The organism is Pseudomonas sp. DCA-1, from assembly GCF_046523955.1.
Taxonomy (GTDB): Bacteria; Pseudomonadota; Gammaproteobacteria; order Pseudomonadales; family Pseudomonadaceae; genus Aquipseudomonas; species Aquipseudomonas putida_Y.
The window spans coordinates 4,321,267-4,333,396 of the sequence record NZ_CP169881.1; the positions used below are offsets into that span (position 1 = coordinate 4,321,267).

Consider the following 12,130-nt stretch of genomic DNA (forward strand, 5'->3'; position numbering starts at 1 on the left):
GGGAGCGGGCATGTCCGCGAAGGGCTGCAAGGCCCCTGAATCAAAGCACCGCCTTCGGATAAGAGCCCAGCACCTTCAGCGCCACAGCCTCCTGGCTGATCTGCTCGAGCACCGCCTTGATCAGCGGGTCACGGTGGTGGCCGACGAAGTCGATGAAGAACACGTAGGTCCACTTGCCGCTGCGCGACGGGCGGGTCTCGATGCGGGTCAGGTCGATGCCGTTCTGATAGAACGGCACCAGCAACTCATGCAAGGCACCGGGCTTGTTGCTCATCGAAACGATGATCGAGGTCTTGTCGTCGCCGGTCGGCGGCACCTCCTGATTGCCGATCATCAGGAAGCGGGTGGAATTGTCCGGGCGGTCTTCGATCTTCTCGGCCAGACGGGTCAGGCCGTACAGGTTGGCCGCCATGTCGCCGGCGATCGCCGCCGAGTTCCACTCACCCTTGACCCGCTTGGCCGCTTCGGCATTGCTCGATACGGCTACGCGCTCCACGTTCGGGTAGTGCGCGTCCAGCCACTTGCGGCACTGAGCCAGCGACTGGGCGTGGGAGTAGATGCGGGTGATACTGTCGGTCTTGGTGTTCTCGCCCACCAGCAGGTGGTGGTGAATACGCAGCTCGACCTCACCGCAAATCACCATGTCATGCTCGAGGAAGCTGTCCAGGGTGTGGCTGACCGCACCTTCAGTGGAATTTTCCACCGGCACCACACCGAAGTTGACGGCACCGGCCGCCACCTCACGGAACACTTCGTCGATGGCCGCCATCGGCCGACTGATCACCGCGTGGCCGAAGTGCTTCATGGCCGCAGCCTGGGTGAAGGTGCCTTCGGGGCCGAGGTAGGCGATTTTCAGCGGCTGCTCCAGGGCAAGGCACGACGACATGATTTCGCGGAACAACCGCGCCATCTCTTCGTTGCCCAGCGGGCCCTTGTTGCGCTCCATCACGCGCTTGAGCACCGCAGCTTCACGCTCGGGACGGTAGAACACCGGCTTCTCGCCTTCTTTCAGCGAGGCAGTCTTGACCCGGGCTACTTCTTCGGCACAGCGGGCGCGGTCACTGATCAGCTCGAGGATTTTCTCGTCGAGGCTGTCGATGCGCACGCGCAGCGCCTTGAGCTCCTGTTCAGACATATCAGCCATGCTCCTTCTCGAATTCAGCCATGTAGCCTACCAGCGCTTCTACCGCTTCCAGGCCCAGGGCGTTGTAGATGGAGGCACGCATGCCGCCAACCGAACGGTGGCCCTTGAGGTTGAGCAGGCCACGCGCGTCGGCGCCAGCGAGGAAGGCCTTGTCCAGGCGCTCGTCAGCCAGGCGGAACGGTACGTTCATCCACGAACGGGCGTTGACGCTGATCGGGTTGGTGTAGAACTCGCTGCGGTCGATGAAGCCGTAAAGGCGGTCTTTCTTGGCACGGTTGCGCTGCTCCATGGCATCAACACCGCCCTGCTCTTTCAGCCACTCGAAGACCAGGCCCGAGAGGTACCAGGAGTAGGTGGCCGGGGTGTTGTACATCGACCCGTTGTCAGCCGAAACCTTGTAGTCGAGCATGGTCGGGCAGCTGCTGCGGGCATGACCCAACAGGTCTTCGCGCACGATCACCACCACCAGGCCGCTTGGGCCGATATTCTTCTGCGCGCCGGCGTAGATCAGGCCGTACTGCGACACATCGATCGGGCGCGAGAGGATGTCGGAGGACATATCGACCACCAACGGCACGTCACCGGTTTGCGGCACCCAGTCAAACTGCAGGCCACCAATGGTCTCGTTGGACGCATAGTGCACGTAGGCAGCGTTTTTGGTCAGGTTCCACTCGTTTTGGCCGGGGATGCCCAGGTAGTCGTAAGGCTTGGCGGTGGCAGCGACGTTAATGTTGCCGAAACGCCGCGCTTCCTCGATGGCCTTCTTCGACCAGATGCCGGTTTCGATGTAGTCGGCAGTGCCGTTTTCCGGCAGCAGGTTCAGCGGGATTTCAGCAAACTGCTGGCTGGCGCCCCCTTGCAGGAACAGTACCTTGTAGTTGGAGGGGACGGACAGCAGGTCACGCAGGTCCTGCTCGGCCTTTTCGGCGATGGCCACATAATCGTCGCTGCGATGGCTCATTTCCATCACCGACAAGCCCTTGCCACGCCAGTCCAGCATCTCGGCCTGTGCGCGCTGCAGGACAGCGTCAGGAAGCGCGGCAGGGCCTGCGCAGAAGTTAAAGGCTCGTTTGCTCACATCCACTCTCGCTCTGCCAAATAGAACAAAATCGTAATTCGGTGGCCACATTCCATGCAGGATCGGTGGCGCCTGCATCGCGGGCAAGCCCGCTCCTACACAGTCAAACGGGGCGACCTTGGTCGCCCCGTTCGGGTTTCACGCTTGATTACTCTTGCGGGGCCTCTTCGGCGCCTGCAGCTTCGTCTGGCGCTTCGGCTTCGACACCCTCCTCGTCCGTCTCGATCACCTCATCGAGTTCGTCCTCGGACGGCTCCTGGATACGCTCCAGGCCCACCAGTGTCTCATCGGCCGCCAGCTTGATCAGCGTAACGCCCTGGGTGTTGCGGCTCAGGCTGGACACTTCGCCAACCCGGGTGCGAACCAGCGTGCCCTGGTCGGAAATCAGCATGATCTCCTCACCTTCCTGCACCTGGATAGCACCGATCAGCAGGCCGTTGCGCCCCTTGGTACCCATGGCGATCACACCCTGGCCACCGCGGCCGCGACGCGGGAACTTGGACAGCGGAGTGCGCTTGCCAAAGCCACGCTCGGAGGCGGTGAGGATCTGCGAGCCGGACTCGGGGATCAGCATCGAAATGATCCGCTGGCCTTTGCCCAGCTTCATGCCGCGCACACCACGGGCGTTACGACCCATTTCACGCACGACGCTCTCGGCAAAGCGGATGACCTTGCCAGCGTCGGAGAACATCATGACTTCCTTGGCGCCATCGGTGATGGCCGCGGCAATCAGGGTGTCACCTTCCTTCAGCTTCAGGGCGATCAGGCCGTTGGAACGCGGACGGGCGAACTGCACCAGCGGGGTCTTCTTGACGGTACCGGAAGCGGTCGCCATGAAGATGTACGCGCCGGTCGGCTCTGCAACCCACTCCGGGGTGTCACCGTCTTCTTCGTCGACCTCCTCGGCCTCTACCAGCTCACCCTCGAGCACGGCGTCTTCAGCCTCGTCCAGCTCTTCGTCGAGGTCGGCGTTCTGCTGCAGCGCTTCGAGGTCGATCTGCAGCATGGCGGTGATGCGCTCACCCTCCTCCAGCGGCAGCAGGTTGACCAGCGGACGACCACGGGCAGCGCGGGACGCTTCGGGGATTTCGTAGGTTTTCTTCCAGTACACCTTGCCCTTGCTGGAGAACAGCAGCAGGGTGGCGTGGCTGTTGGCGACCAGCAGGTGCTCGATGTAGTCCTCGTCCTTCACGCCGGTCGCCGACTTGCCTTTACCGCCACGGCGCTGGGCCTGGTAGGCGGACAATGGCTGGGTCTTGGCATAACCACCATGGGAGATGGTGACCACACGCTCTTCTTCCGGGATCATGTCGCCGTAGTTGAGGTCGTGGCTGGCATTGAGGATTTCGGTGCGGCGGACATCGCCGTACTCGGCACGAATGGCCTCCAGCTCCTCGCGAATCACTTCCATCAGGCGCTCGGCGCTGCTGAGGATGCGGATCAACTCGCCGATCTGCTCGAGGATTTCCTGGTACTCGGCCAGCAGCTTCTCGTGCTCCAGGCCGGTCAGGCGGTGCAGGCGCAGGTCAAGAATGGCCTGGGCCTGTTCCGGCGACAGGAAGTACTTGCCGTCATGCAGGCCGTACTGCTCCGGCAGGTCCTCAGGGCGGCAGGAATCGGCGCCGGCGCGCTCGACCATGACCTGCACGGCACTGGATTCCCACGGCGTGGAAACCAGGGCTTCCTTGGCTTCGGACGGCGTCGGCGAGGCCTTGATCAGGGCAATGACCGGGTCGATGTTGGACAGCGCGACCGCCTGGCCTTCAAGGATATGGCCACGCTCACGGGCCTTGCGCAGCTCGAATACCGTACGACGGGTCACCACTTCACGGCGGTGGCGGACGAACGCTTCGAGCAGGTCCTTGAGGTTGAGCAGGCGCGGACGGCCGTCGACCAGGGCCACCACGTTGATACCGAACACGCTCTGCAGCTGGGTTTGCTGGTAGAGGTTGTTGAGCACCACCTCCGGCACCTCGCCGCGACGCAGCTCGATGACGATGCGCATGCCGTCCTTGTCGGACTCGTCGCGCAGCTCGGTGATGCCTTCGATCTTCTTCTCTTTGACCAGCTCGGCAATCTTTTCGATCAGGCGAGCCTTGTTCAGCTGGTACGGCAGCTCGGTGATCACGATCTGCTGGCGGCCGCCAACCTTGTCGATGTCTTCGATTTCGGAGCGGGCGCGCATGTAGATGCGGCCACGGCCGGTGCGATAGGCCTCGATGATGCCCTGGCGACCGTTGATGATGCCGGCAGTCGGGAAGTCCGGGCCAGGGATGTGCTGCATCAGCTCATCGATGGTGACTTCCGGGTTGTCGATGAGTGCCAGGCAGCCATCGATGACCTCGCCGAGGTTGTGTGGCGGAATGTTGGTCGCCATGCCCACGGCAATACCGCTGGAACCGTTGACCAGCAGGTTGGGAATACGCGTCGGCATGACCGCCGGGATCTGCTCGGTGCCGTCGTAGTTGGGCACCCAGTCGACGGTTTCCTTGTGCAGGTCGGCCAGCAGCTCGTGGGCCAGTTTGGTCATGCGCACTTCGGTGTATCGCATGGCGGCAGCGTTGTCGCCGTCCACCGAACCGAAGTTGCCCTGACCGTCGACCAGCAGGTAGCGCAACGAGAACGGCTGGGCCATACGCACGATGGTGTCGTAGACCGCAGTGTCGCCGTGCGGGTGGTACTTACCGATCACGTCACCGACCACACGGGCGGATTTCTTGTACGGCTTGTTCCAGTCGTTGCCCAGTTCGCTCATCGCATAGAGAACGCGGCGATGCACGGGCTTCAAGCCGTCACGCGCATCGGGCAGCGCTCGCCCGACAATCACGCTCATCGCGTAGTCGAGGTAAGACTGTCTCAGTTCGTCTTCGATATTGACCGGGAGGATTTCTTTGGCCAGTTCGCCCATGAGAAGCCTGATTCCTTTTTCTGGTGAAACTTCGCAGCTCCATCAAGGGCCGAACGAAGCTCGCCGCCGCAGCGCATAAGGGTGCGACGACTTACGACAAATCAATGAGTTGTGCCATGGATTTGCGCAATGAAGGCCGCCGTGATGGGCGGTCTTGGAAACTGCCGGATGTTATCACAAAGGCGGGGGCGGTGGGGAGATGTGGCACGGGGGCTTGACGTGAATATTGTGTTGGCTGCAAGACCGAGCGCCGCCCGCGCGGCGCATCGCGAGCTTTGCTCGCTCCTACGTTTGTTTCTGGCCAGTAACGCCAGTGGCAGACGCGCGCGACCGCCTTGTTTGTACGACGCGGTATCGAGACATGCGCCAAGGCGTTCGCGCACAAATCCCACAGGAATGACTGGCCCGAAACAAACGTAGGAGCGAGCGCAGCTCGCGATGCGCCGCGCGGGCGGCGCTCGGTCTTCCAGGCGACGCACCTCTACCGCCATACAGGCGGCGCTCGCCCTCCCAGGCGACGCCCCTCTACCGCCATACCCTCAAGACCACGCCGCCTGGCATGACGTTGCGCAATGGCCGGGTGGGTTTGCCGTGGGTTTTATGGTGTTGCGCAATGGCCGGGTGTGTTTGCCGTGGATTTTATGGTGTTGCAGATACCGAGCGCCGCCCGCGCGACGCATCGCGAGCTGCGCTCGCTCCTACGTTTGTTTCTGGCCAATAACGCCAGTGGCAGACGCGCGCGACCGCCTTGTTTGTACGACGCGATATCGAGACATGCGCCAAGGCGTTCGCGCACAAATCCCACAGGAATGACTGGCCCGAAACAAACGTAGGAGCGAGCAAAGCTCGCGATGCGCCGCGCGGGCGGCGCTCGGTCTCCCAGGCGACGCCCCTCTACCGCCATACCCTCAAGGCCACGCCGCCTGGCATGACGTTGCGCAATGACCGGGTGGGTTTGCCGTGGGTTTTATGGTGTTGCGCAATGGCCGGGTGTGTTTGCCGTGGATTTTATGGTGTTGCGGATACCGAGCGCCGCCCGCGCGGCGCATCGCGAGCCTTGCTCGCTCCTTGTATGTTGTCCTTAGCCTGGCGGGAGAGGTTATTCTCGCCAGGCTGAAGAAGCACTTCCGGGGAGGCCGATCGCTCCTAAAGGCAGGGATTGCCCCTGACCTTGTACGTAGAGAGGCCCCCCGCCTCATTGCCCACTGCGAAGAGTATCGAGAAGCCGACAAGTCGGACTTCGCATTACAAGGTTGCAGCAGCATGAAGTTCGAGGTCGGGGAACCGGAGGCCATTGTTACCTAATTCGCTGGGGAGAGGGAAGAATGAGTGTCTGTGTTGGCCTCGATATCGGCTCACGCACTTCGATCGTCGGGGTACGTAAAGATGGGCGTCCGGCCGGACAGTGGGATATCGCTCAAACCCCTGCAGGCCGTAAGGCTGCGGTGAAAAAGCTGCTGGCACTCAAGCCCAAGTCGATCGTGATGGAGGCGACCGGAATCTATTACCTAGACTTGGCTCTTGAGCTACATGCGGCTGACCTCCCTGTTTCAGTGATCAACCCCAAGAGCTTTCACAATTTCGCCAAACTGATGCTGGCGAATAGCAAGACCGATGCAATAGATGCTCAGTTGCTGTCCGAGTACGGCGAGCGTATGACACCGCGCTTGTGGACGCCTCCAAGCCCTGTGCAGCTTGAGCTGAGGGCTCTGGGCCGGCACATCAACCGTTTGGTGGGACACCGTACCAGGGCGAAGAACGAACTCCATGCGCTGCAGGCGACCTCTACGACCGTGTCGATGCTGATCGAAGATCAAGAAGAAGCCATTGCTTCACTGGATAATCGAATTGAACGCTTTCGTAAGGCTGGCCGCGAGATGGTCGCCCAGTGTCCGACGCTTACTCGGCAGTACAAGCAGCTGCTCGCAGGCCCAGGAATAGGAGAAGTCTCAGCACTTGCTGCATTGGCTGAGCTGACCACCCTTCCTCAAATGCTCAAGTCCTCGCAGGTAGCTCGTCACGCGGGGCTGGATGTTCGGCAGACACAGTCGGGGACGAGCATTGACAAGCCCGGTCGGCTCGGCAAAAGCGGGAATGCTTATCTGCGGGCAGCCATGTACATGCCTGCCTTGACCGCAGTGCGCTGCGACCCTTATGCGAAGGCTTTTTACGAATCCCTGGTCAGTAGGGGCAAGAAAAAAATGCAGGCTATCGCTGCTGTCATGCGCAAGTATCTGACAGGCATCTGGGCATGCATGCGTGGGGATGTGCCATTTGATACGGTGAAGCTTTTCAGCTCTGAACACCTCGGAAAAGCTTGACCGCCAACAGAGTATCTACGTTTGTTTCGGGCCAGTAACACCTGTGGCAGACGCGCGCGACCGCCTTGTTTGTACGACGCGATATCGAGACATGCGCCAAGGCGTTCGCGCGCAAATCCCACAGGAATGACTGGCCCGAAACAAACGTAGGAGCGAGCAAGGCTCGCGATGCGCCGCGCGGGCGGCGCTCGGTCTCCCAGGCGACGCCCCTCTACCGCCATACAGGCGGCGCTCGCCCTCACAGGCAACACACCTCGACCGCCCTACCCCTCAATGCCGCCTCGACCGCCCCCCCTCAATGCCACCTCGCCCCCCCTCAATGCAACCGCTTGCGGCAAACCAGCTGAGCCAGCTTGGCAACATCCGGGCGCTCGACAATGCCGCGCTCGGTCACGATCACATCGATCAGGTCGGCCGGCGTCACATCGAACACCGGATTGAACACCTCGACACCCGGCGGCACCCGGGTACCGCCAAAGTCGAGCCACTCGTCGGCGTCACGCTCCTCCAGCGGGATATCCTCGCCCGTGGCCAGGTTCAGGTCGATGCTGGTGCTCGGTGCCACGACCATGAAGCGCACGCCATGGTGCATGGCACTGACAGCCAGCTGATAGGTGCCGATCTTGCCGGCCATGTCGCCATTGGCAGCGATGCAGTCCGCCCCCACCACCACCCAGGTGATACCCTTGGTCTTCATGAGGTGGGCCAGCGCAGAGTCGGCACAAAGCGTCACCGGGATACCCTCATTGGCCAGCTCCCAGCCGGTCAGGCGCGAACCCTGCAGCCAAGGGCGAGTCTCACCGGCATATACCCGCTCGACCATGCCTTCCAGGTAGCCGGCACGGATCACCCCCAGCGCGGTGCCAAAGCCGCCACTGGCAAGGGCGCCGGCGTTGCCGAAGGTGAGCAGGGCCTGGGCATTGCCCTGATGGCGACGGATCAGTTCGATACCCTGCTGGGCCATGGTCAGGTTGGCCTCACGGTCGCTTTCGTGAATGGCCACCGCTTCGGCCTCCAGCGCTGCCAGAACGTCCTCTTCCGGACGCAGGCGCTGCAGGCGCTCGCGCATGCGGTTCAGCGCCCAGAACAAGTTGGCGGCGGTAGGACGCGCTTCGGCCAGGGTGAGAAAGTCGTCTTCCAGGTCCATTTCCCAATCGCCGCCTTCGGCCAGCCGCTCTTCAAGCGCCAGTACCAGGCCGTAAGCTGCGGCAATACCGATTGCCGAGGCACCGCGCACCGCCATGTCGCGGATGGCTGCGGCCACCTGCGCAACATTGTCGCAGGCCAGCCAACGCTCCTCCGACGGCAGCAGGCGCTGGTCGAGCAGGTGCAAGGCGCCGCCCTGCCAGCGGATCGCGGTCACCTTCTCCGCCGCCAAAAGTCGCTCGCGCATTGCCTCTCCCCGTCATTCGGATATCAAAAGCCGGCGATTATAGCGACCCTCGGGGCCGAGCGCTCGGGTATACTCCGACGCAATTTTGCGAAGTTTCAGAGGACTGTTCAATGAGCAACGTCGACCGCGCCGAAATCGCCAAGTTCGAAGCGCTGGCCCACCGCTGGTGGGACCGCGAAAGCGAGTTCAAGCCGCTGCACGAAATCAACCCGCTGCGCGTCAACTGGATCGACGAGCGCGCCAGCCTGGCCGGCAAGAAAGTGCTGGATGTGGGTTGCGGTGGCGGCATCCTCAGCGAAGCCATGGCCCTGCGCGGTGCCACGGTCACCGGTATCGACATGGGCGAGGCGCCATTGGCGGTGGCCCAGCTACACCAGCTGGAATCGGGCGTGCAGGTGGAATACCGGCAGATCACCGCCGAAGCCCTGGCCGAGGAAATGCCTGAACAGTTCGATGTGGTCACCTGCCTGGAAATGCTCGAGCACGTGCCCGACCCGTCTTCGGTGATTCGCGCCTGCTACCGCATGGTCAAGCCTGGTGGCCAGGTGTTCTTCTCCACCATCAACCGCAACCCCAAGGCCTACCTGCTGGCCATCGTCGGCGCCGAGTACATCCTGAAGATGCTGCCGCGCGGCACCCATGACTTCAAGAAGTTCATCCGCCCCTCCGAGCTGGGCGCCTGGAGCCGCGATGCCGGCCTGCAGGTGAAGGACATCATCGGCCTCACCTACAACCCGCTGACCAAGCACTACAAGCTCAACAGCGACGTCGACGTCAACTACATGATCCAGACCCTGCGCGAGGAATAAGCATGCGTTTGCGAGCAGTACTCTTCGACATGGACGGCACCTTGCTGGACACGGCGCCGGACTTCATCGCCATTTGCCAGGCCATGCTCGCCGACCGCGGGCTGCCGGCCGTTGACGACAACCTGATCCGTGGCGTGATCTCGGGTGGCGCCCGCGCCATGGTTGCCACTGCGTTCGCCATGGACCCGGATGCTGACGGCTTCGAGGCCTTGCGCCTGGAGTTCCTCGAGCGTTACCAGCGCGACTGCGCGGTGCACAGCAAGCTGTTCGAGGGCATGGCCGAGCTGCTGGCCGACATCGAAAGAGGCAACCTGCTGTGGGGCGTAGTCACCAACAAGCCGGTGCGCTTCGCCGAGCCGATCATGCAGCAACTGGGCCTGGCCGAGCGTTCGGCGCTGTTGATCTGCCCGGACCACGTGAAAAATAGCAAACCCGACCCCGAGCCGCTGATCCTGGCCTGCAAGACGCTGAACCTGGACCCGGCCAGTGTGCTGTTCGTCGGCGACGACCTGCGCGACATCGAGTCTGGCCGTGACGCTGGCACCCGCACGGCGGCAGTGCGCTACGGCTATATTCATCCAGAGGACAACCCCAACAACTGGGGTGCCGACGTGGTGGTCGACCACCCGCTGGAACTGCGCAAAGTGATCGACAGCGCGCTGTGCGGCTGCTGAACCGTAACTGACAACGACGAGGAACCCTGTGGGAGCGGGCTTGCCCGCGAACGAGGCGAAGCCCTTGCCTTGCACCGCGGCGCCAGCTTCGCGGGCAAGCCCGCTCCCACAGGGGCCGAGATAGGGATACGAAATGTTCGACTACACCGCCCGCCCCGACCTGCTGCAAGGCCGGGTCATCCTGGTTACCGGTGCCGGCCGTGGCATTGGTGCCGCGGCTGCCAAGGCCTATGCCGCACTGGGCGCCACCGTGCTGCTGCTGGGCAAGACCGAGGCCAACCTGAACGAGGTCTACGACCAGATCGAAGCCGCCGGTCATCCGCAGCCGGTGGTCATCCCGTTCAACCTGGAAACCGCCCTGCCACACCAATACGACGAGTTGGCGGCCATGATCGAAGACCAGTTCGGTCGCCTCGATGGCCTGCTCAACAATGCGTCGATCATCGGCCCGCGCACGCCGCTGGAACAGCTGTCAGGCGACAACTTCATGCGCGTCATGCATATCAACGTCAATGCCACCTTCATGCTCACCAGTACCCTGCTGCCGCTGCTGAAGCTGTCGGAAGACGCCTCGGTGGTGTTCACCAGCAGCAGCGTCGGGCGCAAGGGCCGGGCTTACTGGGGCGCCTATGGCGTGTCGAAGTTCGCCACCGAAGGCCTGATGCAGACCTTGGCCGATGAACTGGAAGGCGTGGCGCCGGTGCGCTCCAACAGCATCAACCCGGGCGCCACGCGCACGGCGATGCGGGCCCAGGCCTACCCCGGCGAGAACCCGCAGAACAACCCGCTGCCCGAAGAAATCATGCCGGTATACCTATACCTGATGGGGCCGGACAGCACAGGAGTGAACGGGCAGGCGTTCAACGCTCAATAAACCTGCACTGGCCTCTTCGCGGGCTTGCCCGCTCCCACAGGCGCACCGCAGCCCTCAAGGACTGAGCCATACCTGTGGGAGCGGGCAAGCCCGCGAAGAGGCCGCTACAGGCGAACGATCAGCCGGCAGCCAACGCCGGCCGCATACGGCCTTGCTGGCGCCCTTCCAGCTGCATGCAGCGCTCCAGGAACAGGTACATGCAGTCGTAGCTCTTGCAAATGGCCCTGCGCAGCTCGTTGCGCAACCCCAGGGTCGGGTTTTCACCGGCCAGGGTACAAATGATCTCCAACGCCTCCCACGGGTGCGCATCGTCATATTGGGCATGCATCTTCAGCCACTTCATCGCCCGCTTGCGCCCTTCTTCCGGAAAACCCTGCGCATAGGTGTCGGTCGAGCACACCACCGCCGACCACTCACCGGTCGCCCCTTCGATGGCGTAGTTGGTCGCCGCCATGGAAATGGCCAGGTTTTCGGTGGCGCACACCCGCCAGCACCAGTCGTTCAGGCCGTTCAGCTCGGGCGGCACTTCTTGCGCCTGCAACTCGTGCAGGTGCACACCGTGCGCCTGGCACCAGTTCACCCAGTAATCGGCATGGTTGAGCTCGACGCGGATGTTGCGCATCAGCCAGCGCCGCGCCATGTCCTCGCCCTGATGCCGGCCGTAGCGGGTCTTGGTCAGGTTATGCGCCATGTACAACGAAAACTGCTCCACCACCGGCCAGCCACCGATCAGGTACTGACGGATGGTCGATTGCTTCAGCTGGCCATCGCGTAGACGTGCATAAAACTCATGCTCAACCACCCGGCGCTTGCTCTCGCGGCAGTCTTCAATCAGTTGCTGGGCCCATTGGGGGTAACTGGCGGGGTCCATCAAAGGCCCGATACGAACGAATGCGTCAATCACTTTCAGCTCCTTGATCCTTGTGATT

At 62.5% G+C, this 12,130-nt stretch carries 9 protein-coding genes; 4 read left to right on the top strand and 5 right to left on the bottom strand.

The window, feature by feature from the left end; genetic code table 11:
• Positions 1-40 precede the first annotated feature (40 nt).
• From pheA to gyrA, 3 genes are all read right to left on the bottom strand, one after another.
• On the bottom strand, positions 41-1,135 hold the full coding sequence (gene pheA, locus ACE4QZ_RS20420) for a prephenate dehydratase (protein ID WP_021784964.1): 1,095 nt from the start codon (positions 1,133-1,135) through the stop codon (positions 41-43).
• Between the two features lies 1 nt (position 1,136).
• The gene (gene serC / locus ACE4QZ_RS20425; RefSeq protein ID WP_274148143.1) at positions 1,137-2,222 is read right to left on the bottom strand and encodes a 3-phosphoserine/phosphohydroxythreonine transaminase; all 1,086 of its coding nucleotides are present in this window, start codon (positions 2,220-2,222) and stop codon (positions 1,137-1,139) included.
• 148 nt (positions 2,223-2,370) lie between these two features.
• The gene (gene gyrA / locus ACE4QZ_RS20430; protein ID WP_274119199.1) at positions 2,371-5,130 is read right to left on the bottom strand and encodes a DNA gyrase subunit A; all 2,760 of its coding nucleotides are present in this window, start codon (positions 5,128-5,130) and stop codon (positions 2,371-2,373) included.
• Positions 5,131-6,455: 1,325 nt separating this feature from the next.
• Here gyrA and ACE4QZ_RS20435 point away from each other — a divergent pair.
• Positions 6,456-7,451, top strand: a complete 996-nt coding sequence (locus tag ACE4QZ_RS20435; protein WP_410480109.1) for an IS110 family transposase — start codon at positions 6,456-6,458, stop codon at positions 7,449-7,451.
• Positions 7,452-7,767: 316 nt separating this feature from the next.
• Here the strand turns inward: ACE4QZ_RS20435 and mtnA are convergent, their stop codons facing one another.
• The gene (gene mtnA, locus ACE4QZ_RS20440; protein WP_135192947.1) at positions 7,768-8,844 is read right to left on the bottom strand and encodes an S-methyl-5-thioribose-1-phosphate isomerase; all 1,077 of its coding nucleotides are present in this window, start codon (positions 8,842-8,844) and stop codon (positions 7,768-7,770) included.
• Positions 8,845-8,954: 110 nt separating this feature from the next.
• Between mtnA and ubiG the strand changes: the two genes are divergently transcribed.
• The 3 genes from ubiG to ACE4QZ_RS20455 all read left to right on the top strand — a co-directional run bounded on the left by ubiG (position 8,955) and on the right by ACE4QZ_RS20455 (position 11,201).
• Positions 8,955-9,653 (top strand): bifunctional 2-polyprenyl-6-hydroxyphenol methylase/3-demethylubiquinol 3-O-methyltransferase UbiG, encoded by a 699-nt coding sequence (gene ubiG, locus ACE4QZ_RS20445; protein ID WP_012271034.1) that lies wholly within the window; start codon positions 8,955-8,957, stop codon positions 9,651-9,653.
• Positions 9,654-9,655: 2 nt separating this feature from the next.
• Positions 9,656-10,327 (top strand): N-acetylmuramic acid 6-phosphate phosphatase MupP, encoded by a 672-nt coding sequence (mupP, locus tag ACE4QZ_RS20450; protein ID WP_028698296.1) that lies wholly within the window; start codon positions 9,656-9,658, stop codon positions 10,325-10,327.
• Positions 10,328-10,460: 133 nt separating this feature from the next.
• Entirely contained in the window at positions 10,461-11,201 is a 741-nt protein-coding gene (locus tag ACE4QZ_RS20455) for a YciK family oxidoreductase (protein WP_021782446.1), read from the top strand.
• A 118-nt stretch (positions 11,202-11,319) separates the two neighbouring features.
• Here ACE4QZ_RS20455 and ACE4QZ_RS20460 read toward each other — a convergent pair whose 3' ends face one another.
• Positions 11,320-12,105, bottom strand: a complete 786-nt coding sequence (locus ACE4QZ_RS20460) for a TenA family transcriptional regulator (protein WP_021782447.1) — start codon at positions 12,103-12,105, stop codon at positions 11,320-11,322.
• Positions 12,106-12,130 lie beyond the last annotated feature (25 nt).

What these genes read in the sequence shown, in the direction of transcription:
- ACE4QZ_RS20435 (WP_410480109.1), top strand. Translation starts at nt 6,456, where the DNA reads ATGAGTGTCTGTGTTGGCCTCGATATCGGCTCACGCACTTCGATCGTC.
- ACE4QZ_RS20455 (WP_021782446.1), top strand. Translation starts at nt 10,461, where the DNA reads ATGTTCGACTACACCGCCCGCCCCGACCTGCTGCAAGGCCGGGTCATC.
- mtnA (WP_135192947.1), bottom strand. Translation starts at nt 8,844, where the DNA reads ATGCGCGAGCGACTTTTGGCGGCGGAGAAGGTGACCGCGATCCGCTGG.
- pheA (WP_021784964.1), bottom strand. Translation starts at nt 1,135, where the DNA reads ATGTCTGAACAGGAGCTCAAGGCGCTGCGCGTGCGCATCGACAGCCTC.
- mupP (WP_028698296.1), top strand. Translation starts at nt 9,656, where the DNA reads ATGCGTTTGCGAGCAGTACTCTTCGACATGGACGGCACCTTGCTGGAC.
- ubiG (WP_012271034.1), top strand. Translation starts at nt 8,955, where the DNA reads ATGAGCAACGTCGACCGCGCCGAAATCGCCAAGTTCGAAGCGCTGGCC.
- gyrA (WP_274119199.1), bottom strand. Translation starts at nt 5,130, where the DNA reads ATGGGCGAACTGGCCAAAGAAATCCTCCCGGTCAATATCGAAGACGAA.